The organism is Nannocystis punicea, from assembly GCF_026965555.1.
GTDB lineage: Bacteria > Myxococcota_A > Polyangia > Nannocystales > Nannocystaceae > Nannocystis > Nannocystis punicea.
In genome coordinates this window covers 4,141,970-4,168,618 of record NZ_CP114040.1, presented here as the reverse complement: position 1 = coordinate 4,168,618, position 26,649 = coordinate 4,141,970, and the positions used below count along the sequence as shown (strand labels likewise).

Here is a 26,649-nt window from a genome sequence, read left to right as displayed (position 1 = left end):
CACCCGATTCGCCGCTGCGCGCGCCGAAAACCGGCCCTGGCGGGAATTTCCCGCGGAACGTCAGAAGCTGTTGCCGACGTTGAACTCGAAGACGACCGGCTCGTCGCCGTAATAGAACTCGGTGGGCGGCAGGCGGTCGAGCGGGAAGCCCCACTCGAACCGCAGCGGGCCGATCGGCGACTGCCAGCGGAAGCCGAAGCCGACCGAGCGGCGCAGCGACTTGAGGAAGCCCGGCGCGCCGGGGCGCAAGAGCGTGCACGGATCGCTCTTCGGCTGCTCGACCGGGTTGGCCTCGACGCAGTACAGCGGCTCGGTGTTGTAGGCGTTGCCGATGTCCATGAAGACCACCCCCTTGATGTTGGCGGGCGGGACCATCATGAACTCGAGCTCGAGGTTCAACGCGGTCAGCAAGTTGCCGCCGATGGTGTACGGGATGAGCGTCGCCGTCGGGTCGGAGCTGCCGAGCACCTTGATCGCCGGACCGAGGCTGCGCAGGCGATAGCCGCGGATACCGCCGTCGCCGAAGATACCGCCGGGGAAGTAGCGCTCGAACACCGGCACGCCCTTGTCCTGCGGGCTGTGGATGAAGCCGACCTGCAGGCGGGTCTTGAACACCAACCAGGCGCGGAAGGCCTGCTTGCTGCGGATGATCGGGAAGTAGAAGCGGAAGTTGGCGTCGTAGCGGTTGAACCGGTTCTGCGAGCCCCAGTACTTGTTGGCGAACTCGGCCCGGATCTCGTGGCGCATGCCCTCGGTCGGGAACAGGTAGTTGTCGGTCGTGTCGTAGCGGAGGCTGGCCGTGATCGCCGAGGTGATGCCGTTGTTGAACAGGTTCGAGATCAGCGCCGAGCCGCTGTAGAGCGTCGAGTAGGCGCCGCCGGTGAACAGGCCGGCGCCGCCGCCGTAGTAGCCGCCGAACGAGCCGAAGTTGCCGAAGCCGACCTTGATGTACTCGAACGAGTAGCCGGCGAACAGGATGAGGTTCGGGACCCGCGGGATCGGGTAACCCCACGACAGGCGCACGCCGGTGCTCTCGCGCGAGAAGCCGGGGAACACGTTGCGCGAGTTGAAGATGTTGAACGAGAAGTTCCAGCGCGAGTCGAGGAAGTAGCGCGTGATGTAGGCGAGGTTGAACAGGCGCCGCAGGCTCGACATCTGGGCCACGAGGGTCACCGTGGTGCCGCGGCCGAGGAAGTTGTCGTACTGGATCTGCGCCTGCAGCACGAAGTTCTCGATCGTGCTGAAGCCGGCGCCGACCTGGAACGTGCCGGTCAGGCGCTCGGTCACCTCGACGTTGAGGACGATCTTGTCCTCGGCGCTGCCCTTGCTGGTCGAGATCGTGACCTGGTTGAAGTAGCCGAGCCGCATCGCGTTGAACTCGGACTGCTCCTTGCCACTCTCGGCGTAGAGGTCGCCCTCACGCAGCGCCATCTCGCGGCGGATGACCTTGTCGGCGGTCTTGTCGTTGCCGCTGATGTTGATGCGCTCGACGTAGACCAGCGGGCCCTTGCCGACCTCGAGCGTCATGTAGAGCTTGAGGTTCTCGCGGTCCTGACGGCCGTCGGGGATGACGTTGACGTAGGCGTGGCCGGCGTCCTTGTAGCGGCGCTCGATGTCCTGGATGATCGTCTGGATCTTCCCCATCGAGGCGACGTCGCCCTCTTTGATCACCGGGTTGATCGAGTCGGCCAGGACGTTCTCGTTGTAGAGGGCCTTCTCGCCGCGCCCCAGGACCTCCTTCGCGCGGATCTTGCCGACGCGGTACTGCGGGCCCTCGTCGACCGGGACGGTGACGTAGACGAACCGACGGTCGGGGCTGAGGCTCAGCTCCGGGTCCTTGACGTTGGCGTCGAGGTAGCCGTTGTCGGTGTAAAACTGCTTCAACATCTGGAAGTCGCCGGCGAACGCCTCCTTGTTGAAGACGCCGCCGGCCTTCTTCGTGACGACGCTGAGGTAGCCGCCGACGCGCGTGATCATGTGCTTGCGCAGCTCGTCGTCGGTGAAGGCTTGGTTGCCGATGAAGGTGATCTTGCGGACGATGGTCTCCGCCGCCTCGCTGATCACGATCTGGATGTCGACCTTGCCGATCTCGTCCTCGACCGGGCGCAGGCCGTAGGTCACCTCGGCCAGGAAGAAGCCCTTCTCGACGTAGAGCTGCTTGACCTTCTCGACGTTGGCCCGCACCGCGCCGACGTCGAGGATCGAGTTGAGCTTGAGGTCGAGCTGCTCGTTGATGTCGTCGAGCTTGATCTTGCTGTTGCCCTCGACCACGATCTTCCGGATCGTCGGCCGCTCCTTGACGATGTACGTCAGGACCACGCCCGACGGCGTCAGCTCGCCCTCGACGCGGATGTCGTCGAACTTGCCGAGGCCCCACAGCCGCTTGATGTCGGTCGCCAGGTTGCGCGGGTTGACCACCGCGTCGACGTGGCTCTCGAGCTCGAGCAGCATCGCCTCGCTCTCGACCCGGCGGTTGCCCTCGAAGCGGATGTCGACGATCGGCTGGCCGTACAGCTCCTGCGGCACGCCCGCGGCGGCGGCGCGGAAGAAGAACTCGCTGCCGATGTCGGCCATGCTCGGCATGGCGGCGGCGGTCGGGCCCAAGAGCTGGCCGAAGAGACAGATGAGCGCGGACACCAGCAGCGCCAGCCCGCGGGCTGCCGGCCGGCGACGGGCCAGGTGCACGCGATGCGGCTCTCCGCGCGCGGAGCTGTGAGGACGACGCTCCGTCACGGGCCTTTCGCGGCGCTCCGCTCGTCGCCTGCGCGACCCGGGCCGCGCTGATCGTCGACGAGACGTCCGTCTTCCATGCGGATCCGGCGCGGGACCTGGCGCGCCAGCTCCATGTTGTGGGTGACGATCAGCAGCGTCATCTTCCGCTCGTCGTTGAGCCGGAACAACAGGTCGTGCACCTCGTCGCTGGTGCGGGTGTCGAGGTTGCCGGTCGGCTCGTCGGCCAGCAGCAGCGCCGGCTGCATGACCAGGGCGCGGGCGATCGCTACCCGCTGCTGCTCACCGCCCGAGAGCTCGCCCGGCCGGTGATTGAGGCGGTGCGACAGACCGACCGCCGCCAGCATCTCCCCCGCCCGCTCGCGCGCCTCCTTGACGGCCACGCGCCCGATCAGCGCCGGCATCATCGCGTTCTCCAGCGCCGTGAACTCGGCCAGCAAGTGGTGGAACTGGAACACGAAGCCGATCGTCTGGTTGCGGAAGCTCGCCAGCTCCGGCGGCGACAGGCGCGTGATGTCGGTGTCCCCGAAGTAGATGCTGCCGCGCGTCGGCAGGTCGAGCGTGCCGAGGCAGTGCAGCAAGGTCGACTTGCCCGCCCCCGAGGCGCCGATGATCGTGACCATCTCTCCCGGCTCGAGCGTGAGGTCGACGCCACGCAGCACCTGCAGCACCTGGGCGCCGTGCGTGAATTCCTTGACCATGTTGACGACGCGCACGAGCGGCGTGACGCCCGGCGCCACAGAACCCGCGGGACTGCCCGCCACGGGCCGTACAGCTCGATCAGCACTCGCACTCATGGGGGGCCGTTGCCGGCGCAACCCTAGACGCGCCCCATTCCCCTGTCAATGCGGCTTGCGGGTCACTCGCCGCGCCGGAGACCGTCGACGGGCCGCAACACCGCCGCGGCACGCGCGGGGAGCACGCTAGCCAGGCCCACGAGCACGAGCGCGGCGGCAGCGACGAGCGCGACCTCCCACGGATCGACGCGCAGCGGCAAGGCCTCGAGGGTGAAGGCGTCGCTGCGCAAGGGGATGCCGCGCTCGCTGAACCACGCGCACAGGGCCAGACCCGCGGCGATCCCACCGACACAACCGACGCCGCCGACGATTATTCCTTCGAGCAGGAAGATTTTGGCGATCAGGCGATCGCGGGCCCCCATGGCTTTCAAGATGGCGATCTCGGCCGACCGCTCCATGACGCTCATCATGTTGGTGGCGAGGATCCCGAAGGCCGCGACGAGGATCACGAACAGCAACGCGACGAACATCGCGACCTTCTCGAGGAACATCGCCGAGAACAGGCCGCGGTGGATCTGGCGCCAGTCCTCGACCACCAGCGACGGCCCGGCGACGGCGACCACGCCGGCCTTGGCCGCCGCGAGCGCGTCGGGGTCGCCGAGGCGGACGGCGACCGAGGTCACCGCGTCCGGCGCCCGCAAGAACGCCTGCGCGTCGGGCAGCGGGACGTAGGCGTAGTCGCGATCGTCGTCGTAGACGCCGGTGGCGTAGACGCCGGCGACCCGCGCCTGGAGGACGCCCGGCACCAGCCCCGCGGGGGTCATGCGTCCCTCCGGCGTGATGAGTTGCACGGGGTCGCCGGCAGTGACGCTGAGCTCGGCCGCGAGCTCGATGCCGAGGAGCACCGGCACGGTCCGCGGTTCGTCCGCCGCGATGGGGTCATCCGCAGGCTCGGCGGCCGGCGGCGCCGGAAGCTGGTCGGCGAGCGACGGCTCGTCGCCGGCCGGTTCGTCGGCGGCCACCACCGGCGGGCGAGCAGCGGGGATCTTGCCCTCGGCGCGCAGCCGCGGGATCTCCTGCTCCGGATCTTCCCAGCCGCCGCCGTCGTCCTCGTCGGCGGCAGGCGCCGGCGGCGGCACCGGAGCGCGTGCGGGCGGGATTTTGCCCTCGGCGCGCAGCCGCGGGATCTCCTGCGCCGGATCTTCCCAGCCGCCCGAGTCGTCGGCCTCCGGCGCCGCGACCTCCTCCGCGGGCTCGGCCTCGGCGGGAGGCGCCTCGAGCTGTCCTTCGGAGCCTGTCTCTTCCACCATGTCCGAAGGGTCATCGGGCAACTCGACGTGGGTCGCGTCGAGGACCGGGAACGGGCGCCGGGGCAGCCGCGAGGGGTCGAGGAAGGCGGCGTAGTCGCCCTCGACGACCTCGTCGGGCAGGCCGGAGGCGGCCGCGTGCAGGATCGGATCGATGCCGACGAGGTTGACCCCTGCGCGACCGAAGCCGCTGCGGATCATGATCGGCCCGGCGAGCTCGGGGCTGACGCCGACGACGTCCGGCACCCCCTGCACGCGCGCCACCAGCGGCCCGGGCGTGACGATCTCCGAGCCGGCCGGCGGCGAGATCCGCAGGTGCGCCTGGTGGCCGAGCAGGCGCCGCTGCAGGTCGCCCTCGAGGCCGCCGAGCAGGCTCAGGACCAGCACCAGCGCGGCGCAGCCCTGGGCCACCGAGTAGCCGGTGATCGCGACCAGCAAGGTGAAGCCGCGGACGGTCGCGGCGAAGCTGAACACCAGCAGGCCGATCGCCGCGGCGAAGCTGCCGCTCACGTACGCGAGGTCGGCGGTCGACAGCTCGCCGCCGGGCTCGGGGGCAGGCTGTCCGAAAGACCAGGCGACGGCCCCGGCCCCGGCGATGACCAGCACGAGCGAGGCGACGCCGACCGTCCGGGTCCAGCGCGGCGGGCGGCGCGTCCGCAGGTGCCGCCAGGTCACCCGCAGCGACAGGCTCATCGCTCCGCCTGTCGCAGGGCGTCGACCGGGCGCATGCGCGAGGCGATCCGCGCCGGGTAGAGGCTCGACAGCCAGACGATGACGAGCGACGACACGCCGACGAGGACGACCTCGAAGGCGTCGATCGCGACCGGCAGCTGCTCGAAGCTCTGCAGCGAGCCGCTGAGCGGCAGGCCGAAGCGATCGAGCAGGCCGCACAGGCCGATGCCGGTGGCGATGCCGAGCAGGCCGCCGAGGATCCCGAGGCACAGGCCCTCGGAGATGAAGATCCGCTGGATGAGCGTGTCGGTGCAGCCCATCGTCTTGAGGATCGCGATCTCCTTCGACTTCTCGATCACGCTCATCAAGTTGGAGCCGAGGATGCCGAACGAGGCGACCAGGATCACGCACAGCAGCGCGACGAACACCGCGATCTTCTCCAGCGCCATCGCCGAGAACAGGCTGCGGTTCAGCTCCTGCCAGTCCTGGACGATGAGGTCGTCGCGGCCGGCCGCGTCGACGGCGTCCTGCACCTCCTGGCGGCGGACGTCGAGCTGCTCGAGGTCGTCGACCTTGACCTCGAGGCCGGTGACGCGGTCGCCGGCGCGGAGGAACGCCTGCGCCACCGGGAGCGAGGCGTACACCAGCCAGCGGTCGTAGTCGTAGTGGTCGGCGTCGAACACCCCGGCGATCCGCACGGCCATGACGCCGGGGATCCGGCCGGCCGGGGTCATGCGGCCGATCGGCGTGATCAGCTGGACCTGATCGCCGGTGCGCGCCGCCAGCTCCTTGGCCTTCTCGCTGCCGATCAAAAGGCCGTCGACCACCGCGGTCTTCGCCGCCGGCTCCTCGAGCTCGGGCTCGGGCTCGGGCGCGGGCTCGGTCGGGCTCTCGCTCGGCGGCGCCGCCGCCGGCAGCTTGCCGGAGGCGCGCAGCTTGCCGATCTCGACCTCCGGATCTTCCCAGCCCTCGTCCTCTTCACCCGCCGGGACGATGCCGAACGGGCTGCGCGGGATGGTCGGGATCGCCGCGGCCGGCGAGGTCGGCACGCCGAGGGACTTGGTCGCCGTTGGCTTCACGGCCTCGGGCTTGCTCGCCGCGGGCTCGGGCTTGGCCGGCGGCAGCGCGCCTTTCTTGCGCAGCGCCGGGATCTCGACCTCCGGATCCTCCCAGCCCTTGTCCGGGTCGTCGTCGACGAGCTGCGGCTTGTCCTCCGGGACATGTCCTTCGGCACCTGTCGGAAGAGGCAGGGCCGTGGCGCCCTGCCCTCCCTTCGCCTCGTCGACCTCGCCCTGCGCGGGCGGCGGCTCGACCGGCGTGATCTCGAAGCCGAACTCGGACTCCGGGATCTTCTCCGGGTGCGACAGGAACTCGTAGTCGCCCTCGCGCAGGATGTCGGGCAGGTTCGACACGCTGCGGTGCAGCTCGGGGTCGATGCCGAGGAGGATCCCGCCCTGGCGCTGGAAGCCGCTGCGGACCATGACCTCGCCCTGAAGGTAAGGGCTGGCGCCGAGGATCCCCGGCTTGTCGGCGATGGCCTTGGCGAGGTCGCGGTAGTCGGCGAACGGCCGCCCGTCGGCCGCCGCCACGCGGATGTGCGCGCGCTGGCCGAGGATCTTGTCGCGCAGCTCGAGCTCGAGCCCGGTCATCAGGCTGAGCACGACGACCAGCGCCATGCAGCCGAGCATGACGCTGACGGTGATCACCGTGGCGAGCAGCGTGAACACCAGCGACAGCACGGCGCCGAGCAACAGGCCCGCGCCGAGCAGCAAGGTGATCGCGCCGAGGACGCCGAAGTAGGCCTGGGCTGGCGGCGGCAGGTCGGCCGTCGGGTCGAAGCCGAGGCCGACGAGGCTCGAGTCGAGGGCGACCCGCTCGGGCAGGCCCGCCTCGACCGGCGAGAAGCCGTAGAGCGCGTAGAGCACGAAGCCGCCGCCGACCACGAGCAAGTAGAGGGCGAGGCCGACGGCCGGCCACGCCCACGACGGCGGGCGATCGCCCGCTCGCAGGTGCCGCCACGCGATCTGCCAGTGGAGGCTCGGCGGAGCCTCCGAGCGGGACGACGCGGCAGGACGGGGTCGGATCACGACGGCGATTCCGCGGACGACTGCGACTGTTGCAGGAGGTAGGCCTCGATGAACTCGTCGAGGTCGCCGTCGAGGACGCCGTGCACCGCGGAGCTCTTGAGCTCGGTGCGGTGGTCGTTGACCTGCTGGTACGGCTGCAGCACGTACGAGCGGATCTGGCTGCCCCACTCGATCTTCTTGCGCTCGCCCTGCAGGCTCTCGCGCTCGGCCTCGCGGCGCTGCTGCTCGAGGTCCCACAGCTTGGCCTTGAGCATGCGCATCGCCGTGGCCTTGTTCTTGTGCTGCGAGCGCTCGACCTGGCAAGCGACGACGATGCCGGTCGGCAAGTGGCGCAGGCGCACCGCCGAGTCGGTCTTGTTGACGTGCTGACCGCCGGCGCCGCTCGAGCGGAAGGTGTCGACCTCGAGGTCTGCCTCGTTGACCTCGATGTCGATCTCGTCCTCGCCGAGGTCGGGCAGCGCCATCACGCTGGCGAAGCTGGTCTGCCGGCGCGCGTTGGCGTCGAACGGCGAGATCCGGACCAGCCGGTGCACGCCGATCTCCGAGCGCAGGTAGCCGTAGGCGAACTCGCCGTTGATCGCGAGCTCGGCGCTGCGGATGCCGGCCTGCTCGGCGTCCTGGACGTCGAGCACCTCGACCTTGAAGCCGTGGCGCTCGCCCCAGCGCATGTACATGCGCATGAGGATCTGCGCCCAGTCCTGGCTGTCGACCCCGCCGGCGCCGGCGTTGATGGTGACGAGCGCGCCCTTGTCGTCGTGTGGACCCGACAACATGCGGCGGAACTCCATCTTGCCGACGCGCGCGTCGAGCGACTCGAGCGCCGACCAGGCGTCGCGGATGCTGGCGTCGTCGCCCTCTTCACGGCCGAGCTCGTACAGCGTCTGCGCGTCGTCGTAGCGGGTCTTGGCCTCGTCGAGGTCGGCGATGACCTTCTTCAGCGTCGACTGCTCGCGCAGCACGTCCTGGGCGCGATCAGCGTTGCCCCAGAACGCCGGGTCGGCGGTCTGCGCGTCCAGCTCCTCCAACTTCTCGCGTTTGCCGTCGTAGTCAAAGATGCCTCCGCAGCTCGTTCAGGCGGTGCGCCAGGCGGGCGAGCTGCTCGGTGACCTTGTTGTGCTCGGGGAGGATGCTGGTGGCGTCGTTCATGGCGTTCCAGGGCTCAGGCTTCGATCAGACGGAGCTGACGGCGCCCGGGCGGGGGGATGAAGCGGATCGGGTAGCGGCCGGAGAAGCACGCGTCGCAGTAAGTTGTACCAGAATCGCCGCGCACCGCCTTCATCAGCCCCTCGGGCGAGAGGTAGGCGAGGCTGTCGGCCGTGAGGTAGCGAGCGATTTCGTCGGGCGTGTGGCTGGCGGCGATCAGCTCGGAGCGGGTCGGCGTGTCGATGCCGTAGTAACAGGGGCTGACGACCGGCGGCGACGAGATCCGCAGGTGCACCTCGCTGGCGCCGGCGGCCCGGATCATCTTCACGATCTTGCGCGAGGTGGTGCCGCGCACCAGCGAGTCGTCGACCACCACCACCCGCTTGCCGCGCAGGACCGGCGGGACCGGGTTCAGCTTGAGCTTGACGCCGAAGTGGCGGATCGAGTCCTTGGGCTCGATGAAGGTGCGGCCGACGTAGTGATTGCGGATGAGCCCCATCTCGAACGGGATCCCGCTGGCCTTGGCGAACCCGAGCGCCGCGACCACGCCGCTGTCGGGCACCGGCACGACCACGTCGGCGTCGACCGGGGCCTCGCGCGCGAGCTGGTCGCCCATGGCGATCCGCGCCTCGTAGACCGCGAGGTCGTCGAGGACGCTGTCGGGGCGGGCGAAGTAGACGTGCTCGAACACGCAGAAGCGGCGGTTGTCGCGGCGCAGCTGGACGCTGCGCAGACCGGTGTGGTCGATGACGAGGATCTCGCCGGGGGCGATGTCGCGGACCTTGTCGGCCTCGATGAGGTCGAAGGCGCAGGTCTCGGAGGCGACGACGTAGCACTCGGGGTGGTTGCGCAGGCGGCCGAGCACCAGCGGACGGAAGCCGTGCGGGTCACGGACGGCCAGCAGCTTGTCCTCGGTGACGAGCACCAGGCTGTAGGCGCCCTGGACCCGGCCGAGCGCGTCGCACAGGCGCTCGACGAAGGTCGGCTCGCGGCTGCGCGCGAGCAGCTGCAAGATGACCTCGGTGTCGCTCTGGCTCGAGAAGATGGCGCCGTCCTGCTCGAGCTCCTCGCGCAGCTGCTCGGCGTTGACGAGGTTGCCGTTGTGCCCCAGCGCGACCGAGCCGTGGCGGTACTCCGCAGTGAGCGGCTGGATGTTCTTCGGCAGGGAGCCGCCCGCGGTGGTGTAGCGGACGTGACCGATGGCGATGCGCCCGGGCAGCTGGGCGAAGGCGCCGTTGACGAACACGTCGGCGACGTGCCCCATCTTGCGCACCGCGTGCAGCGTGCCCTCCTGGCTGGTGACGATGCCCGCGGACTCCTGCCCGCGGTGTTGCAGCGCGTGCAGGCCCAGATAGGTGAGGTTCGCAGCCTCGGGGTGATTGAAGACGCCGAACACACCGCACATGGCGCGCGAAGCCTAGCAGCCGGCGCGCAACGGGGCCGGGCGGCGGCAGCGCCGAGACCGTGAGCCGACGCGCGGACAGGTGCTCGCTAACCGGCGACGGCCCGCGTGACCAACATCTGCAACAACGTGAGTCCGATCGCCGCCCACAGCGCCGTGCGCCAGCGGACGAACCGCACCCCGTCGACGAGGTTCTCGGTGATGACGAGCAGGATCGCGTTGACGAACGCCTGGACCAGGAAGGCGCCCAGCGGACCGCTGATCAGGATCGGGAAGAAGAACACCAGCGACAGCAGGAAGAACAGCAGCTTGCCGAGCACGGCGCTGAGCAGGCCGCAGATCACGGCGGCCTTGAAGGCGCTCCACAGGTCTCGCACCATCATTCCCGGCAGGAGCGCCGAGCAGACGATCAGGCCGAAGGTGAACGCGAGGCAGGAGGCGACGAGCGACGTCATCGCCGCCAGCGTGACCCGCCCGCGCGCCGTTTGCAAGCCAGCGCAGGGACCGGGCAGTACGAGCGGGCCGTCGCTCGTCGGTCCCGTGTTCGGCTCCCCTCCTCGCTCGCCAGCCCGTCGGCTTTCGCCGCGAGCTCGACTGGACCCGACCGCGGACCTAGCGCTGCGGCAGGCCGAGGTTTCGCCGCAGCCGCGCGACCGGCGGCTCGGTGTCCGGCTCGAAGCGACGGCCGGTGATGAGCTCGTGGACCTCGATGTAACGCCGCGCCGCCTCGGCGCGGATCTCGTCGGGCAGGACCGGAGGCCGCCCCTCGCCGCGGAAGCCCTGCGAGACCAGCCAGCGCCGCAGGTACTCCTTGTCGAGGCTGCGCGGATCTTCGCCGCGCGCCATCGCCTCGGCGTAGCTGTCGGCGTACCAGTAGCGCGAGCTGTCGGGCGTGTGGATCTCGTCGATCAGCACGACCTCGCCGTCGGGCCGCACGCCGAGCTCGTACTTGGTGTCGACGAGGATGAGGCCGCGCTCGGCGGCGATCTTCTGCCCCGCCTCGAACAGCGCGAGGCAGCGGCGCTCGAGCACGTCGTAGCGCTCGCGGTCGATGAGGCCGCGCTCGACCAGCCAGTCGCGGCTGACGCTGATGTCGTGCTCGCCCTTCGGCGCCTTGGTCGACGGCGTCAGCAGGCTGCGGGGCAGCTTCTCGTGGCGGCGCAGGCCGTCGGGCAAGGCGTGGCCGCAGAAGGTCCGCTCGCCGCGCTCGTAGGCGCGAGCGATGCTGGTGTCGCTGACGCCGGTGAGGTAGCCGCGGACCACGAACTCGACCGGGATCGGGGCGCACTCGACGGCGCGCATGGCCTGAGGGTCAGGTACGCCGAGCATGTGATTGGGGAAGATGCCGGCGGTGGCGTCGAACCAGAAGCGCGCGAGGCCGTTGAGCACCTGGCCCTTGAACGGGATGGTGCCGAGCACGACGTCGAAGGCGCTGACGCGGTCGGTGACGAGGATCAGTCGCTCGCCGCCGCGCGTGAAGTTCTCGCGGACCTTGCCGCTGTAGCGCGCGCCGAGGACGTCGAAGTCGTCCGGCAGCGCGTCGAGGGTGCCGCCCGGCGCCAGCGCGCGCCGCATCTCGGGGGACTCGGTGTCGGTGACCGCCATGCGGCGCGGACCATACCCGGACCGCGCCGCGCGGGGGGCGCGCTCAGGTGAACGCCCACGCCAGCACCACCGCGACCAGCAGCGCGGCGATCACCAGCCAGAAGCCGGTGTCGGTCCGGCGCGGCGCGGGCACCTCCGGCGGGCGCGAGACGAGCGACGAGGAAGCCGACGGCGCCTTCGGCTCCGCGAGCAGCGGCCTCGGCTCCGCCAGCAACGGCTTCGTCTCGACGGGCGGCGCGCTCACCGGTTGCGCCGGAGCCGGCACCGGGGCCACCGGCGCCTCGACCTCGCGCACGTCGGAGCGGGCCGCCGCCGGCATGGAGTCGCCGCTGCTCGGCTCGATGACGATGTCGGGCCGCGACGGCGAGCCGCGGCGGACGATGCTGTCCTCGGTGAGGACGTGGACGCGGCGCAGGCCGCTGTTCGAGCGACCCGAGGCGTCCTGCGGGTTGGCGAAGCCGCCCGCGCTGACGGCCGCGAAGGTGCCCGAGGGGATCGAGCTCGAGCGCAGCGCCGCCACGCTGTTGGGGCGGATCGATCCCTCGCCGAACAGCAGATCCTCGAGGCCCATCACCGGCTGCTCGACCGGCGCCGAGGCGGTGACCTTCGGCGGCTCTCTGTTCGAGACGCCAGGAACCGAAGTACCTGTCGGAACGGACAGGGTCTCGAGGACAGGCGGAACGACAGCCGCCGGCGGCACCGGCGGCACCGCGATCGACGGCGCCGAGACCTCGCCGGCAGGCTTGGCGGCCCGCGGCGGCGGCGGCGGCGGCGAACTCGGCGTGAGGTCGATGATTGGCTCGGGCGCGGCCTCGGCGGTGCCGGCCAGCGCGAGCGCCTCGAGGCGACGCACCAGCTCGGCGCCGCCTTGCGGACGCGCTGCCGGATCGCTGGCCAGGCTGGCGCCGATCAGCGCCCACAGGCCGGCTTGCAGCCCCGGCGGCTCGGCGGCGCGGAGGGCCGCGGCGCCGCGCAGACCGGAGGCGAACTCCATCAGCGCCACGCCCCACGCGTAGGTGTCGGACGCCGGCGTGAAGCCGCCGCCCGCCAGCACCTCGGGGGCCAGCAGCGCCTGATCGATGGAGCTCCACCGCCGCTCGAGCTCGGCGCGGGCGCACAGCGGGGCGAACCCGTGCTGGAACGCCGCGGGGCCGCGTGGGCCGACGAACACCGCCTCGCCGGCGAGCATGCCGTGGACGCGGCCGCGGTCGTGCAAGGTCGCGAGGGCGCGCGCCAGCTGCCGCGCGAGCCGCAGTAGCTCGTTGGCGAGGTCCGACGAGCGCGGGCCGTCGTCCATGTCGCGCAACGCGAAGGCGCCCTGCAGCGGGTCGTAACAGACGACCACGCGCTCGCCGTCCTGGCCGACGAAGACCTGGGGCACGAGCGCCGAGTCCTGCAGCTCGCCGAGCTCGCCGAGCTCGCGCACGAACGCGGCGCGGGCCTCGGGCGTGGGCAACAGCGCGGCGTCGAGGACACAGGCGCGAGCGGGCTCGCCGGTCTGGGTGTCGAGGACCGCGAGCGTGGGGCCGAACAACTGCACGCCGGTGTTGGCCGGCTCCTCGCGCATGAGCTCGAAGCGGCCGCACAGCGTGGTGTGCTGTTCGAACGAAGTGCCGGCGCTCAAATCCATGAGACGCTCCCGCGGCTAGACGCCGGTGCTCCCGAAGCCACCATCACCACGAGCGGCCGTCGGGAGGTCCTCGACCTCGACGACCGCGGGGAAGACGACAGGGGCGACCACGAGCTGAGCGATCCGCTCGCCGTGCGCGACGACGAACGGCGCGGCCCCGAGATTGACGAGGATGACCTTGAGCTCCCCACGATAGTCGGCGTCGATTGTACCTGGTGCGTTCACGATCGAGAGCCCGTGCCGCAGGGCCAGCCCCGATCGCGGACGCACCTGACCCTCGTGTCCGCTCGGGATAGCGACGGCGACGCCCGTGGGAATTAAACGGCGTTCCCCGGGCGCCAGTTCGACGGGCCCGTCCGGCAGACAGGCCGCCAGGTCCATCCCGGCCGCCTCTGCGCTCATCCGGCGCGGCAGCTCGGCCCGGGCATGGACCTTGCGGACCAGCAAGGTCGGCTGGACGTGCGACATTCCCTCACCCTCGCAGGTTCTGGACCTCGGAGGGGTCGACTCCGAAGGCGGCGCGGCGGCTGAGGCGGATCTTGCCGGTGGGATCGACATTGATCACCTTCACGACCACCTCGTCGCCCTCCTGGACCACGTCGGTCACGCGGTCGACGCGCTTGTCCTCGAGCTCCGAGATGTGGACCAGGCCGTCGGTGCCCGGGAGGATCTCGACGAAGGCGCCGAAGTCGACGATCCGCTTGACCACCCCGTGGTAGGTCGCGCCCACCTCGGGCTCGGCGATGAGGCCCTCGATGAGCCGCTTGGCCCGCTCGATCTGGGCGATGTCGTTGCTGGCGATCGCCACCCGGCCCGAGTCCTCGATGTTGATGACGCAGCCGGTCTGCTCGATGATCGCGCGGATCGTCTTGCCGCCGGGGCCGATGACCTCGCGGATCTTGTCGACCTTGACCTGCATCGTGACGATGCGCGGCGCGTGCTTGCTGATGTCCGCGCGCGGCTCGGCCAGCACCTCGAGCATCTTGCCGAGGATGTGCAGCCGGCTCTCGCGCGCCTGGTCCAGCGCGGCCTCGAGGATCTGACGGGTCAGGCCCTCGATCTTGATGTCCATCTGCAGCGCGGTGATGCCGGTCTTGGTGCCGGTCACCTTGAAGTCCATGTCGCCGAGGTGATCCTCGTCGCCGAGGATGTCGGAGAGGATGGCGATCTCGCCGCCCTCCTGCATCAGGCCCATGGCGACGCCGGCGACCGGCGCCTTGATCGGCACGCCGGCGTCCATCATCGCCAGGCAGCCGCCGCACACCGCCGCCATCGACGACGAGCCGTTCGACTCGAGCGTCTCGCTGACGATGCGGATGGTGTACGGGAACTTCTCGTGCGCCGGCAGGACGTACTTCAGCGCCCGCTCGGCCAGCGCGCCGTGGCCGACCTCGCGGCGCGACTGGCCGCGGATCGGCTTGGCCTCGCCGGTGCAGAACGGGAGGAAGTTGTAGTGCAGCATGAAGTTGCGCGTGACGTCGCCGCGGATGGTGTCGAGCCGCTGCGCGTCGCTCTCGGTGCCGAGAGTGACGGTCGCCAGCGCCTGCGTCTCGCCGCGCTGGAACAGCGCCGAGCCGTGCGGCCGCGGGAACGGGTGGGCCTCGATGTAGATCGGACGCACGTCGCGGGTGCCGCGACCGTCGAGCCGGCGGCCCTCCTTGATCACGCGGCTGCGCACGACCTTCTTCTCGAGCTTGCCCAGCGCCGCGAGCACCTCGCCGGTGCGCTCGGGGTGGCTGGCGGCGAAGCGCTCGAGCACCTTCTTGTTGGCGGCCGCGAGCGCGTCGCGGCGCTCGTGCTTGCCGGTGATCGAGAACGCGGCCCGCACGTCGGCGTCGGCCGCGGTCATGACCTCGGCGCGGAACGCCTCGTCGACGACCGGGTCGACGTGCACGCGCTTGGGCTTGCCGGCGTGCTCGCGCAGGCGCTCCTGCGCCTCGAGCAGCGGCTGGGCCGCCTCGTGCGCGAACATGAGGGCGTCGATCATGTCCTTCTCGGCCACCTGATCGCCACCGCCCTCGACCATGACGATCGCGTCGCGGCTGGCCGCCACGACCAGCAGGATGTCGGCGACCTTCATCTGGTCCCACGACGGGAACGCGACCAGCTTGCCCTGCACGCGGGCGACGCGGACGCCGGCGATCGGGCCGGCCCACGGGGCGTCGCTGATGTGCAGCGCCGCCGAGGCGCCGGTGATCGCCAGGATGTCGGGCTCGTGGACCTTGTCGTGCGACAGGACGGTGGCGATCACCTGGGTGTCGCTGCGGTAGCCCTTGGGAAACAGCGGCCGGATCGGCCGGTCGATGAAGCGGCAGGTCAGCGTCTCCCACTCGGTGGGGCGACCTTCACGCTTGAAATAACCGCCGGGGATCTTGCCGGCGGCGGCCGGGTACTCGCGGTACTCGCAGGTGAGCGGAAGGAACGGCAGGTCCTTCGGCTCCTTGCTGCTGACCGCCGTGACGAGCACGGCTGTCTCGCCGCAGCGCACGACGACGGCGCTGGACTGCTTGGCGAGCTTGCCGGTCTCGATGCTGATCTGGACCTCGCCGACGGCGCAGGTCTCGGTGATGACGTTCATTGGGGGAAAACTTTCCGCCGTGGTACGAAACTTCTGGTCCTGCCCATTGGGCGGCGGACACGATGCGCCCGCGCCGGCGTGCCGGCGCGTTCCCACGGCCGATCAGCGCGGCTGACCTACGCGGGCGCCAGAGGCCACAAAAGCGAAAAGGGGGACGAGTCCCCCTTCTGCTCTCGGCCTCACTTGCGGATGTTGAGCGCCCCGATCAGGTTCCGGTAGCGGTCGACGCTGCGGTTGCGCAGGTAGTCGAGGAGGCGGCGGCGCTGACCGACGAGCTTCAGCAGACCCCGACGCGAGTGGAAGTCCTTGGCGTGGCCGCGGAAGTGCTCGGTGAGGTAGTTGATCCGCGACGTGAGGAGGGCGATCTGCACCTCCGGGGACGCGGTGTCGTTCGGGTGGGTCTGGAACTTGCTGACGATCTCGGCCGTGCGATCAGGAGAGAGAGACATTTCGGATTCTCGGGTGCGGGCGGCCCGTGCCCCCGCAGAAGGTGTTGTGCTTTTTTGTGTAGGCGGAAAATCCAGGCAAAACCCCGGCGTGTCAAGGCCGCTCGCGCACGGGTCGACGCTTTTCCGTCGGCCCGGTCACGAGTCCGCGACATGGGCGGGCGCCGCGACATGAAGAACCTTCTCGGGCCGCCACTCGGGCCCGTCCAGGCGGACTACGACCAGCGCGTCCGGAAACCACAGCGCTTGCCTCGCCGCCGGCTCGTGACCCTCGGCCAGAGTCGGCGCGACCGCCGGCAAGGCGTCGGCGCCGACCACTCGGCCGTGCAGCAGCCCCGCCAGGGCGTCGGCGTCGGCCCGGTCGAGCCGGCGGACCGGGAACGGCAAGACCTCGCCCGGAGCTCGCAGCGCCGCCTCGAGCCGGGTCCGCATCGACTCGCGGTCGCCGGCGTCGGCGAGGCCGAGGCGGTACTTCGGCGGCGAGCCGGCCCGATCCGGCAGCCGCGCGGAAACGAGCACCGGTACGGAGCCGGCCAGGTCGAGGCCGCCGCAGGCCGAACGGCGTAAGCCCGCGAGGTGAGCCGGCAGCCCGGCGCGTCGACCGAGCTCTTCGGCGAGGCTGCGAATATAGGTGCCCTTGCTCACGGCACACGTCGCGTCGATCGCGTCGTCGTGGACCTCGAGATCGCCGACGGACCGCAGCTCCATCGGCCGCGGCGCCAGCGCCAGGACCTCACCGCGGCGGGCGCGAGCGTGGGCCGGTCGCCCCTCGAGCTTGACCGCCGAGTACGCGGGCGGCGGCAGCTCGAGCGCGCCGCACATGTCCTTCAGGACATCCGCGGCCGCGCGCACCTGCTCTCGCGCCACGGCCACCTCGGCGATCGTCTCGCCGGCGCGATCGGCCGTGGTCGTCGCGCGACCGAGGCCGAAGCGCGCGCGGTAGATCTTGTCGACGGCGCTGAGGTACGGCACCAGCCGCGTCGCCGCGCCGACGCACACGACGAGCAAGCCCGAGGCGAGCGGGTCGAGGGTGCCGCAGTGACCGACCTGCTGCTCGTCGAGGACCCAGCGGACGAAGCCGACCACGTCGTGCGAGGTCGGCCCCTCCGGCTTGTCGACGAGCAGGACGCCGCAGCGCTCAGTCCGCGTCGCCCTCGCCACCGTCGTCGTCCTCGCCGTCCTCGCCGGCTGTCTCATCGACCTTCGGCGCGGCGGGGGGCGTAGCGATCTCGGACAGGATCGTCTCGATCCGCAGGCCGCGCTGGATGCTCTCGTCGAACTCGAACCGCAGCTCGGGGATCCGGCGCAGCTGCACCCGCCCCTGCAGCTCGCGGCGCACGGCCCCCGCCGCCGAGCGCAACCCCGCCAGCACCGTGGCGCGGTCGCGGTCGGGCGACAGCAGGTCGACGAACACGCGGGCCAGCGTCAGCTCGGTGTCGACCTTGACGCCGGTGACGCTGAAGTTCACGCCCTGCAGGCGTGGGTCGCTGATCGCTCCGAACAGGAGCGCGTCGGCGATCCCGCGGCGCAGGGTCTCCTCGACCCGTTGCATCCGGTTACTCGCCATACGCGCTCCCCTGCCCTCTCCGGCGCCTCACAGCGTCGGCGCGATCGTCTCGATCTCGAACGCTTGCAGGATGTCGCCCGGCTCCACCTCGGGGAACGAGTCGATCACGATGCCGCACTCGAAGCCCTCGCGGACCTCCTTCACGTCCTCCTTGACGACGCGCAGGCTCGAGATTCTCCCCTTGTGGATGACCGTGCCGCCGCGGACCACGCGGACGTGGCTCGTGCGCTGGATGAGGCCCCGCATGACGCGGCAACCCGCGACCACACCGACCTTCGGGATCGGGAACAGCGCCCGCACCTCGGCCTCGCCCTGATCGCGCTCGCGGTACTCGGGCTCGAGCAGGCCGACCATCAACTCACGCGTCTTGTCGAGCGCGTTGTAGATGACGTTGAAGGTGTGGACCGGCACCTTCTCGGCGTCGGCGATCTGGCCGGCCTTGCCGACCGGCTTGGTGTTGAAGCCGATGATCACGGCCTCGCCGGCCGACGCGGTCTTCACGTCGGTCTGGGTGATGGCACCGACGCCGGACGAGATGACCTCGACCTTGACCTTGTCGGTCGACAGCTCGAGCAGCGCCTGCTTGAGCGCCTCGGCCGAGCCCTGCACGTCGGCCCGCAGGACGATCTTGAGGGTCGGCGTCTTCTTGCGCTGGATGAAGTCGGCGATGCTGGGACCCGAGCGCGCGCTCTCCTTGCGGCGCCGGACCTCGCGGCGGTGCGTCACGAGCTGGCGGGCGGCCTTCTCGCTCTCGACCACGTTGAAGCGGTCGCCGGCCGACGGCACGCCGTCGAGGCCGAGGACCTCGACCGGAGTCGAGGGGCCCACGTCTTCGAGCGCGCGGCCGCGGTCGTCGAGCATGCCGCGGACCTTGCCGCTGAACTCGTTGGCGACCACGATGTCGCCCTTGCGCAGCGTGCCGGCCTCGACGAGGACGGTGGCGATCGGGCCGCGGCCCTTGTCGACCCGCGCCTCGAGCACGACGCCGATCGCCCGGCCCTCGGTGGTGGCCCGGAGATCGAGGATCTCCGACTGGATGGCCAGCATCTCGAGCAGGTGGTCGATGCCCTTGCCGGTCTTCGCCGACACCTCACAGATGATGGTGTCGCCGCCGTACTCCTCGCCGACCAGGCTGTGCTCCATCAGCATCTGCTTGACGCGGCCGGGGTTGGCGTCGGGCTTGTCGATCTTGTTGAGCGCCACCACCAGCGGGACGTTGGCCTCCCGCGCGTGCTTGATGGCCTCGACCGTGGTCGGCATGATGCCGTCGTCGGCGGCGACGACCAGCACGACGACGTCGGTGACCTGCGCCCCGCGGGCGCGCATCGCCGAGAACGCCTCGTGACCGGGCGTGTCGAGGAACACCACGTCGCCCTTGGCCGTGCTGACCTTGTAGGCGCCGATGTGCTGGGTGATGCCGCCGGCCTCGCCCTCCGCGACCGTGGCCTTGCGGATCCGGTCGAGCAGCGAGGTCTTGCCGTGGTCGACGTGGCCCATGATGGTGACCACGGGCGCGCGCGCGTCGCCGGCCCCCTCCTCGGTGTCCTCGTCGAAGTACTGGTCCTCCTGGAAGGCCACGTTCTCGACGGTGTAGCCGTACTCGGCCGCCACCAGCTCCGCCGTCTCGGCGTCGATCGAGCTGTTGATGGTGACGCCGCGCAGGCCCATGCCCCACAGCGTCTTCAGCAGCATCGTCGCCTTCTTGCCCATCTGGTGCGCGAGGTCGGCGACCGGGATCGCCTCGTCGACGCGGATGCGCTTCTTCGACTCCGACATCTCCTGCGTGGAGGGTCGGGCTCCCGGCGCGCTGGGACGGCCGCGGACGTTGCGGACCATCGTCTTGCGCTTGCGGCCCTGCTGCTGCGCCCGCTCCTCACGCTCCTTGCGGATCGTGGCGCGGCCGCGCTGCTGGCTGTCGCTCGCGTCGGTGATGATCACCTGCTGCGGGCGCGGGCGGTTGGCCAGTTGGACGAAGCCGAGGATCGTCGGACTCGACCGCTGCGGCGCCGCACCGACGATCACGCCCGACTCGTCGCGGACGACGCGGCGGTTGGCTGCGTCGGCCGCCTCGGCCTGGGCAGCCGGCGGCTGGGCCTGCTGCGGCGGCTGTTGCTGCGCCTGCGGGGCCCCGGGCGCGGGACGGCCGACCGGACCGGCGCCCTGGCGCTCGCCCGGACGACCCGTGACCGGCGCCGGCTGCACGACCTGGCCGCGCGGGCCGGTCTGGCCCATCTGCGTGCCCAGGGGACGCGTGCCGGTCTGCGTCGGCGCGCCCGGCTTGCCGGGGCCCGGACGGGTCTGCACGCCCGGACGCAGCGGCGTCCCGACGGGCCCGACCTGGCCCTGCGGCGGGGTGCCGCGCGGGCCGTCGGGGCCGCGGCGATGCGGCTCGTTCCGCATCGGCTCGCCGCGGGACTCCGCGCGCACGTCACCCCGCGGGGTGTCCTCCATGCGCGAGGCGACGCCGCCCGGCAGGCGCTTGGTGCCCGGCGGGAGCTGGATCCGCGTGCCCACCTCGGGCGCGGGCGCCCGCGGGGCGGCAGCCTGGGGCTGCGGCCGCGACTGCTCGGGACGACGGACCTCCGGACGCGACTCCCCGCCGTGACGCGTCACCGGCTGCGCCGGACGCTGCTGCTGCACCGGCGCCTGCGCCACGGGGCGCTGCGGCACCGGGGGCTGGACCGGCTTCGCCTGCGGGGGCGGTACCGGGGCGGGCGGCGTGACGGGCTGCGGCGCAGCCACGGGCGGTGGCGGCGGCGCAACCACGACCGGCTCGACCGGAGGAGCCGGAGGGGCCGGCTCCGGGCGCGGCTCGGCCACGACCGGCTCGCTCGGCGGCGTGACCGGGCGCGGCGGGGCCGGCGGAGCGGGCGGCTCGGCCTGGACCGACGGCTGGACCGGGGGCTGCACGGGCTGGCTCGGACGCACCTCCACCGCCTCACTCGGGCGCTCACGCACCTCGATCGGCTCCGCGGTGGCCCGGACCTCGCGCTGCGGCTCGCGCGGCTGCGACTGCACCGGCGTCGACCACGGCGTCTCGGGCGGGCGCGACGGCTCGCTCGGGCGCACCACCGGCGCGCTCGGACGCACCTGCGGCTGACCGCTCGTGGGCGGCGGCACGGGCCGGCGGATCACCGGCGCGGGCTGCTGCGGTTGTGGTTGCGGCTGTGCGGCGGGACGTACGACCGGCGGCGCGGGGCGAGTGGCCACTTCGGCCTCCTCCTCCTCGGGACGCGGGCCACGCCCGGGACGACGGATGACCGCTGCCGGACCGCTGGCGCGCGAGTCGTTACGCTCGGGCTCGCGGCGGCCGCCGCCTTGAATGTGGCGACGGACAAGCTCGGCCTGGTCGTCGTCGAGCGTGCTCATCACGCCCTTGATCTCGACCCCGAGGCCGCGGATCAGGTTCTCCATCACCTTGTTGTCCTTGCCCAGCTCTTTGGCGAGCTCGTAGACGCGAATCTTGGCCATAACTCAGGAAACCCTCCCCACCGCGGCGCGCATGGCGGTCGCCAGGGCAGCGAGACGTTGGACGCGCGGCGCAGTGGCGATGCCGCCGCTGCGGTTCAGGAGATCGATCATGCCCGCGAGCGCCTCACCGTGCGCGTTCCACAGCGCAGCGGGGTCCACCGCCGGCATCTTGCGGGCGAACGCGCGGGCGAAGCCGCCGCGGCGGGCGGCGCGCTCGTAGCAGGCGCGCGCCGGGCACACGTAGGCCGAGCGCCCGCTGGCCGAAAGGCCATGGCGCTTCGAACAGGTCCGGACGAACTCGTCCGGAACGACCAGCACCTTCTCGCCGTCGTCGGCGAGCAGGATCCTCGCCCGCAGGAGTTCGGCCTGCGGACGGACGGCGCGGCAGCCCACGCAAGTGCGCATCGGCGCGTGCATGTTACTCGCCACCTCCGTCGCCGTCGTCACTGTAGTGATGCTCCTCGCCGGTCTCTTCCGGCGGAAGCTCGGGGTACTTGACGTTGAGCTCGAGCTTGCCCGAGGCGGCGTCGTCGGCGACCTCGATGATCTGCTCGGCGCGCTCGACCGAGCCCACGCCCGGGACCTGCGCCAGCTCTTCGGCGTCGGCGATGGCGACGTCGCGGAGGTTCCGCCAGCCCATCTGGAACATCGCCAGGGCCACGGCGTCGCCGACCCCGGGGATCGCCGCCATCTCGGCCAGCGAGCGCCGCTCCATCTGCTTGAGCTTCGACTCGGAGTAGATGTCGATGCGCCAGCCGGTCAGGCGCGAGGCCAGGCGCACGTTCTGGCCCTTCTTGCCGATCGCCAGCGACAGCTTGTCGTCGGGCACCACGAGCTCCATCGTGTGGCGCTCGGCGTCGATGAGGACGCGCGATACGGTGGCCGGCTGGATCGCGTTGCACACGAAGCGGGCCGGGTCGTCGTTGTAGGGGACGATGTCGATCTTCTCGCCGCGCAGCTCCTGCACGACGGCCTGGACGCGGCTGCCGCGGATGCCGACGCAGGCGCCGACCGGGTCGACGTCGCGGTCGCGCGAGGACACCGCGATCTTGCTGCGGGCCCCCGGCTCGCGGGCGCACGCCTCGATGCGGACGATGCCCTCGTAGATCTCGGGCACCTCGTGCTCGAACAGCTTCTCGACCAGGCCGCGGTGGGTCCGCGACAGGATGATCTGCGGGCCGCGGGCCGACTTGTCGACGTCCTTGACGAACGCGACCACGCGGTCGCCGGGGCGCAGCGACTCGCGCGGCACCTGCTCGCGCGCCGGCAGGATCGCCTCGGCCTTGCCGTTGTCGACCTCGACCACGATCGAGCCGCGCTCGAAGCGGCGGACGATGCCGGTCATCAGCTCGGCCTTCTTGTCCTTGTAGGCGTCGAACAGGTTGTCGCGCTCGGCCTCGCGGACGCGCTGGATGATCACCTGCTTGGCGGTCTGGGCGGCGATGCGGCCGAAGCCGTGCTGGCCGAACTGCAGCGCCTCGATCTCGGCGTAGTCCTTGGCCTGCTGCTCGGCGCGCTTCTTGTCGGATTCGAGATAGAAGATCTGGAAGAGGAGCTCGTCGCCGATCTCGGCCTCGAGGCCGGCGCGGTGGGCCTGCTCGAGGCTGATCTCGCGGTGCGGCGCGGTCACCTTGTCGACGACGTAGAGCACCTGGAACAGGTTCACGTGCCCGGTCTCCGGGTCGAAGCTGGCCTCGATCTCCTTGTCCTCGAAGACCTTCTTCGCGGCGGTGGCGACCGCCTGCTCGACCGTCTCGATCAGGACCTCGCGCGAGATCTTCTTCTCGTCGCAGACCTGGTCGAGCACTGCACTGAGGTTGAGCTGTTCTTCCATAACCGGATGACCTCTGCTGTCCTAGCCGTGCCCCCCCGTACTCGGGGGGGAGTACACGAGGTTGGCCCGCCGGATGTCGGCGAGCGAGATCTTGTAGATGGTATCACTGTCCAGCGATCGCAAGAGCACCGTGCCGCGGCGATCGTCGGCAGGATCGGCGGCGTCGACCTCGGTGCCGACGATCCGCCCGTGAAAGGTCCGCTGGTCGGCGCTGCCCTGGCCCGGCAGCGGGTGGAACGTGCGGACCACGACCCGCCCGCCGACGAAGCGGGCGAAGTGACTGAGCCGCACCAGGGGCCGGTCGACGCCCGGCGAGCTGACCTCGAGCGTGTACGGCTGCGACAGCAAGGCGGTCAGCTCCGGCGTCTCGGGATCGGCCTCGGCGGCGTCGAGCGCGTTGCTCAGGACCCCGCTCATGCGGGAGCAGTCGTCGAGCGACACGCCGTTGGGATGGTCGAGGTACACCCGCGCCACCCGGCCGCCGCGCCCGCCCGCCCACTCGATCAGCACGACCTCGAAGCCCATCGCTCGCGCCACCGGCTCGACCGCCGTCTCGAGCAGGCGCACCGCCCCCTCGTGCCCCTCGTGCGCGTCGTGCTCGGCCTCGGTGCCGGCGACGTCGTCGACCGCCGCGGGCTGCGGCGGGTGCTTCGGGCTCTTGTTGTGTGTCGGGCGCCTGTTGGCCATGCGCGTGGGAGTCGAGACAAACGAAAAAGCGAGCTCGGCCAGTTGCCTGCTCGCTTGCGAAAGGCAATTTGCTGGCCGGGCCTGTAGCACGGCGCTTGAAGGCGAGCAACCCCCTTCCCGGGGCGTGGGGTCTTTCCCCCCCGCGGGGGCAGGACCTGGAGTCAGGGCCGCCGGGAGGCTTGGCGACGGGCGTTTTCTCGCTACCATCGCCCCGTGCGAGACCTCTGCGCCGCCCTGATCCAGCTCGGAAGCGGGGCCGACCCCGTGCCGAGCCTCGCTCGCGCCGCCGAACTCACGCGCGAGGCGCTCGCGCACGGCGCCGAGCTCGTCGTGTTGCCCGAGAACTTCTGGGCCGTTGCCCCGCCGGGCCTCGACCGCCGGCCGTGGGCGGTCGATCTCAGCGCCCTGGGCCCGGGCGGCGATCTCCACGGCGACCCGCCGCCGGTGCTGCGGCCCTTCCTCTCCCTCTCGCATGAGTACCCCGCGGCGGTGATCATCCTGGGCGGCCTGCCCGAGCTGCCGCCGGCAGGCGGCGAGGGCAAGTTCTACAACACCCTCGTCGCCCTGTTCGGCGGCCGCGTGGTCGCGGTCTACCGCAAGATCCACCGCTTCGACGCCACCTTGCCGGACGGCTCGCGCGCCTCCGAGTCCGACGTGATCCTCGCCGGCGAGACTCCGCACGTGCTCGCGGCGCCGTTCGGCAAGATCGGCCTCAGCATCTGCTACGACCTCCGCTTCCCCGAGCTCTATCGCGCGCTCTCCGCCGCCGGCGCCGAGATCCTCGTCGTCCCCTCGGCCTTCACCCTCCTGACCGGCATCGACCACTGGGAGCCGCTCCTGCGCGCGCGCGCCATCGAAAATCAGGCCTACGTGCTCGCGCCGGCGCAGTACGGGCCCCACGGCCACGGCCGCCACAGCTTCGGCCACAGCCTCGCGGTCGACCCGTGGGGCGCGGTGATCGCCCAGGTCTCGCGCGGCGAGGGCCTGGCCCTCACCTGGCTGCGCGCCGACCTGCTCCAGCGCGTCCGCAGCGACCTGCCCGCGCTGACGCACCGCCGCCTCCACGGCGTAACTCCGGCCGAGGTCGTCACGTTGTCGGCCGACGAGACCCCGGCGTGACCGCTCCCGGCGGTACCTCCGACCCCGGTCGCGCCCCCGGCACGGGCCGCGGCGCGCCCCCCGGCCTCCACGCCCTGATGGACCGCTACCTCGACGGCGACGCGCGGGCCTTCGCCGCGCTGCACGCCGCCCTCGCCCCTCGCCTCACGGCCTTCCTCGTGCACCTCGTCCGCGACACCGCCGCCGCCGATGACCTGGTCCAGGCGACCTGGCTCAAAGCGCACCTGGCCCGGGCCCGCTTCCAGGTCCAGGGCGCCAGCCCCGACGGCGCGGTGCAGGCCTGGTACTTCACGATCGCGCGCAACCTCGCGGTCGACTGGCTGCGGGCGCAGGTCCGCGAGCGCCGGCGCCGCGAGCCCGGCGACCCCGACGGCGGCGAGCGCGACCGGCTGGCCGAGATCCCGTCGGACCTGCCGACCGCCGAGGAGCTGGAGATCGGCGAGGCCGAGGCGCAGGAGATCACCTCGCGGGTGCGCGACGCCCTCGCCCAGCTGCCCGCCGGTCAGCGCGAGATCGTCGAGCTGCACAAGTTCCAGGGCCTGAGCATGGCCGAGATCGCCGCGCGCCTGCGGATCCGCGAGGGCGCCGTGCGGGTCCGGGCCCACCGCGCCTACAAGGCCCTCGCGCGCTGGCTGACCCCGTCCCTGCGCGCCCTGCTCGTCCTGCTCGCGCGAGGTGGGGCATGACCGCGAGCGTCGCCCGGGCCCCGCGCAGCGATCTCTCCCGCGCGCCGGCGGCGCGAGGAGGCCACGCGTGACCGGGATCGACGCCAAGTCCCTGATCGCCGGCGACCTCGCCGACCGCCGGCGCGAGCGTCTTCAGCACTTCCGCCCGGCCTGGCTGGTCGCGGTGACCGTCCCGATCGTCGGCCTGCTCGCCAGCGGCACGCGCGACGACTTCTGGGCCCAGCCGACCTGGATCCTCGCCCTCCAGGCGCTCGTGTGGGGCCTCGCGCTGTTCGTCCTGCCGGCGCTCGGGCTCGGCCTGTGGTTCCCGGGCCGGGCCGCCCGGGTCGTCCTCGGCCTGCTCGCCGCCGCGGTCGCCTTCCTGGTCGCCGCCGGACCTGCCCTCTTCGACATGTCCTATCCGACAGGTCTTGAAGACCACCCGATCTACCAGCTCGGCTGCGCCTCCCTGACCCTCGCCGCCGGCGCGCTGGTGCTGGCGGTCTGCGCCATGAGCGGCGCCTTCGCCCAGCGCCGGCGCTCGGCCGGGGCGCTGTGGCTGGCCGCCGCGATCGCCCTGATCGGGATCGACACCACCACCTGGCACTGCGTGATCACCGGCCTCGATCACACCTTGCCCTCGCATTTGGGCGCCGGCGTCCTCATGCTGCTGGTCGCCGGCCTCGTCGGCGCCGCCCTGCACCGCCGTCAGCGCGAGCCCTGACGCCGCTCGCGGCGGCGTCCTGCACCCCGGCGCAGCGGTCGATGCGGCCCCGGGCCACGTCGTTCGCTGCAGCCACCGCTCTGCGCCCTCGTCGCCTGCCGTGCACCTCCCCGGTCCGACTCCGCCGACGCCAATCACTGCAGCCACCGCTCTGCGCCCTCGTCGACCGCCGGGCGCCGCGCCGATCGACCTCCTGTTCGCCCGGACCGCCGCAGCCCCTCGTTCGACCACCTCGTCGACCGCCG

The 26,649-nt window shown here is 71.5% G+C and carries 21 protein-coding genes; 3 read left to right on the top strand and 18 right to left on the bottom strand.

Annotated features, from left to right (window positions below):
• Positions 1–60 precede the first annotated feature (60 nt).
• The 18 genes from bamA to rimP form a co-directional block, all read right to left on the bottom strand.
• Positions 61–2,685 (bottom strand): outer membrane protein assembly factor BamA, encoded by a 2,625-nt coding sequence (gene bamA / locus O0S08_RS16025; protein WP_269040018.1) that lies wholly within the window; start codon positions 2,683–2,685, stop codon positions 61–63.
• 44 nt (positions 2,686–2,729) lie between these two features.
• Positions 2,730–3,431 (bottom strand): ABC transporter ATP-binding protein, encoded by a 702-nt coding sequence (locus O0S08_RS16020; RefSeq protein ID WP_269041848.1) that lies wholly within the window; start codon positions 3,429–3,431, stop codon positions 2,730–2,732.
• 158 nt (positions 3,432–3,589) lie between these two features.
• Complete coding sequence (locus O0S08_RS16015; protein ID WP_269040017.1) at positions 3,590–5,467, bottom strand: ABC transporter permease; 1,878 nt, start codon at positions 5,465–5,467, stop codon at positions 3,590–3,592.
• The gene (locus O0S08_RS16010; protein WP_269040016.1) at positions 5,464–7,533 is read right to left on the bottom strand and encodes an FtsX-like permease family protein; all 2,070 of its coding nucleotides are present in this window, start codon (positions 7,531–7,533) and stop codon (positions 5,464–5,466) included. Before O0S08_RS16010 ends, O0S08_RS16015 begins: the two co-directional genes overlap by 4 nt.
• Positions 7,530–8,679, bottom strand: a protein-coding gene (gene prfB, locus O0S08_RS16005) for a peptide chain release factor 2 (RefSeq protein ID WP_269040015.1) whose coding sequence is annotated in 2 segments (ribosomal slippage) — positions 7,530–8,591 and positions 8,593–8,679 — 1,149 coding nt in all. Because the reading frame shifts where the segments join, the coding sequence is not laid out codon by codon here. The genes O0S08_RS16010 and prfB overlap by 4 nt, the downstream gene beginning before the upstream one ends.
• Before the next feature lie 13 nt (positions 8,680–8,692).
• The gene (purF, locus tag O0S08_RS16000) at positions 8,693–10,081 is read right to left on the bottom strand and encodes an amidophosphoribosyltransferase (protein WP_269040014.1); all 1,389 of its coding nucleotides are present in this window, start codon (positions 10,079–10,081) and stop codon (positions 8,693–8,695) included.
• Positions 10,082–10,167: 86 nt separating this feature from the next.
• Complete coding sequence (locus O0S08_RS15995) at positions 10,168–10,533, bottom strand: phage holin family protein (protein WP_269040013.1); 366 nt, start codon at positions 10,531–10,533, stop codon at positions 10,168–10,170.
• A 157-nt stretch (positions 10,534–10,690) separates the two neighbouring features.
• Positions 10,691–11,683: a phosphoribosylaminoimidazolesuccinocarboxamide synthase gene (locus O0S08_RS15990; protein ID WP_269040012.1), complete on the bottom strand. Its 993-nt coding sequence runs from the start codon at positions 11,681–11,683 to the stop codon at positions 10,691–10,693.
• Between the two features lie 43 nt (positions 11,684–11,726).
• Positions 11,727–13,313, bottom strand: coding sequence for a protein kinase (locus O0S08_RS15985; RefSeq protein WP_269040011.1), 1,587 nt, complete (start codon positions 13,311–13,313; stop codon positions 11,727–11,729).
• Between the two features lie 15 nt (positions 13,314–13,328).
• Positions 13,329–13,781 (bottom strand): dUTP diphosphatase, encoded by a 453-nt coding sequence (gene dut / locus O0S08_RS15980; RefSeq protein ID WP_269040010.1) that lies wholly within the window; start codon positions 13,779–13,781, stop codon positions 13,329–13,331.
• 4 nt (positions 13,782–13,785) lie between these two features.
• Positions 13,786–15,891: a polyribonucleotide nucleotidyltransferase gene (pnp, locus tag O0S08_RS15975; RefSeq protein ID WP_269040009.1), complete on the bottom strand. Its 2,106-nt coding sequence runs from the start codon at positions 15,889–15,891 to the stop codon at positions 13,786–13,788.
• A gap of 179 nt (positions 15,892–16,070) precedes the next feature.
• Positions 16,071–16,340 (bottom strand): 30S ribosomal protein S15, encoded by a 270-nt coding sequence (gene rpsO / locus O0S08_RS15970; RefSeq protein ID WP_269040008.1) that lies wholly within the window; start codon positions 16,338–16,340, stop codon positions 16,071–16,073.
• A gap of 135 nt (positions 16,341–16,475) precedes the next feature.
• Positions 16,476–17,498: a tRNA pseudouridine(55) synthase TruB gene (gene truB / locus O0S08_RS15965; protein WP_269040007.1), complete on the bottom strand. Its 1,023-nt coding sequence runs from the start codon at positions 17,496–17,498 to the stop codon at positions 16,476–16,478.
• The gene (gene rbfA, locus O0S08_RS15960; RefSeq protein WP_269040006.1) at positions 17,476–17,904 is read right to left on the bottom strand and encodes a 30S ribosome-binding factor RbfA; all 429 of its coding nucleotides are present in this window, start codon (positions 17,902–17,904) and stop codon (positions 17,476–17,478) included. Before rbfA ends, truB begins: the two co-directional genes overlap by 23 nt.
• A 27-nt stretch (positions 17,905–17,931) precedes the next feature.
• On the bottom strand, positions 17,932–21,375 hold the full coding sequence (gene infB / locus O0S08_RS15955; protein WP_269040005.1) for a translation initiation factor IF-2: 3,444 nt from the start codon (positions 21,373–21,375) through the stop codon (positions 17,932–17,934).
• Between the two features lie 3 nt (positions 21,376–21,378).
• On the bottom strand, positions 21,379–21,792 hold the full coding sequence (locus O0S08_RS15950; RefSeq protein ID WP_269040004.1) for a YlxR family protein: 414 nt from the start codon (positions 21,790–21,792) through the stop codon (positions 21,379–21,381).
• A gap of 1 nt (position 21,793) precedes the next feature.
• A complete protein-coding gene (nusA, locus tag O0S08_RS15945) occupies positions 21,794–23,209 on the bottom strand; it encodes a transcription termination factor NusA (RefSeq protein WP_269040003.1) in 1,416 nt (471 codons plus the stop codon).
• A gap of 21 nt (positions 23,210–23,230) precedes the next feature.
• A complete protein-coding gene (gene rimP, locus O0S08_RS15940; protein ID WP_269040002.1) occupies positions 23,231–23,896 on the bottom strand; it encodes a ribosome maturation factor RimP in 666 nt (221 codons plus the stop codon).
• A 213-nt stretch (positions 23,897–24,109) separates the two neighbouring features.
• Here rimP and O0S08_RS15935 point away from each other — a divergent pair, with 213 nt between their 5' ends.
• From O0S08_RS15935 to O0S08_RS15925, 3 genes are all read left to right on the top strand, one after another.
• Positions 24,110–25,015 carry a carbon-nitrogen hydrolase family protein gene (locus O0S08_RS15935; protein ID WP_269040001.1) on the top strand — a complete coding sequence of 302 codons (906 nt, stop codon included), beginning with the start codon at positions 24,110–24,112 and terminating at the stop codon, positions 25,013–25,015.
• Positions 25,012–25,701: an RNA polymerase sigma factor gene (locus O0S08_RS15930; protein ID WP_269040000.1), complete on the top strand. Its 690-nt coding sequence runs from the start codon at positions 25,012–25,014 to the stop codon at positions 25,699–25,701. Before O0S08_RS15935 ends, O0S08_RS15930 begins: the two co-directional genes overlap by 4 nt.
• Positions 25,702–25,768: 67 nt before the next feature.
• Complete coding sequence (locus O0S08_RS15925) at positions 25,769–26,404, top strand: hypothetical protein (RefSeq protein ID WP_269039999.1); 636 nt, start codon at positions 25,769–25,771, stop codon at positions 26,402–26,404.
• Positions 26,405–26,649 lie beyond the last annotated feature (245 nt).

Excerpts from the sequence above, each read along its gene's own strand:
- O0S08_RS16020 (WP_269041848.1), bottom strand. The coding sequence starts at position 3,431 with ATGGTCAAGGAATTCACGCACGGCGCCCAGGTGCTGCAGGTGCTGCGT.
- O0S08_RS16015 (WP_269040017.1), bottom strand. The coding sequence starts at position 5,467 with ATGAGCCTGTCGCTGCGGGTGACCTGGCGGCACCTGCGGACGCGCCGC.
- purF (WP_269040014.1), bottom strand. The coding sequence starts at position 10,081 with ATGTGCGGTGTGTTCGGCGTCTTCAATCACCCCGAGGCTGCGAACCTC.
- O0S08_RS15995 (WP_269040013.1), bottom strand. The coding sequence starts at position 10,533 with ATGACGTCGCTCGTCGCCTCCTGCCTCGCGTTCACCTTCGGCCTGATC.
- O0S08_RS15990 (WP_269040012.1), bottom strand. The coding sequence starts at position 11,683 with ATGGCGGTCACCGACACCGAGTCCCCCGAGATGCGGCGCGCGCTGGCG.
- O0S08_RS15985 (WP_269040011.1), bottom strand. The coding sequence starts at position 13,313 with ATGGATTTGAGCGCCGGCACTTCGTTCGAACAGCACACCACGCTGTGC.
- dut (WP_269040010.1), bottom strand. The coding sequence starts at position 13,781 with ATGTCGCACGTCCAGCCGACCTTGCTGGTCCGCAAGGTCCATGCCCGG.
- pnp (WP_269040009.1), bottom strand. The coding sequence starts at position 15,891 with ATGAACGTCATCACCGAGACCTGCGCCGTCGGCGAGGTCCAGATCAGC.
- rpsO (WP_269040008.1), bottom strand. The coding sequence starts at position 16,340 with ATGTCTCTCTCTCCTGATCGCACGGCCGAGATCGTCAGCAAGTTCCAG.
- rbfA (WP_269040006.1), bottom strand. The coding sequence starts at position 17,904 with ATGGCGAGTAACCGGATGCAACGGGTCGAGGAGACCCTGCGCCGCGGG.
- infB (WP_269040005.1), bottom strand. The coding sequence starts at position 21,375 with ATGGCCAAGATTCGCGTCTACGAGCTCGCCAAAGAGCTGGGCAAGGAC.
- O0S08_RS15950 (WP_269040004.1), bottom strand. The coding sequence starts at position 21,792 with ATGCACGCGCCGATGCGCACTTGCGTGGGCTGCCGCGCCGTCCGTCCG.
- nusA (WP_269040003.1), bottom strand. The coding sequence starts at position 23,209 with ATGGAAGAACAGCTCAACCTCAGTGCAGTGCTCGACCAGGTCTGCGAC.
- rimP (WP_269040002.1), bottom strand. The coding sequence starts at position 23,896 with ATGGCCAACAGGCGCCCGACACACAACAAGAGCCCGAAGCACCCGCCG.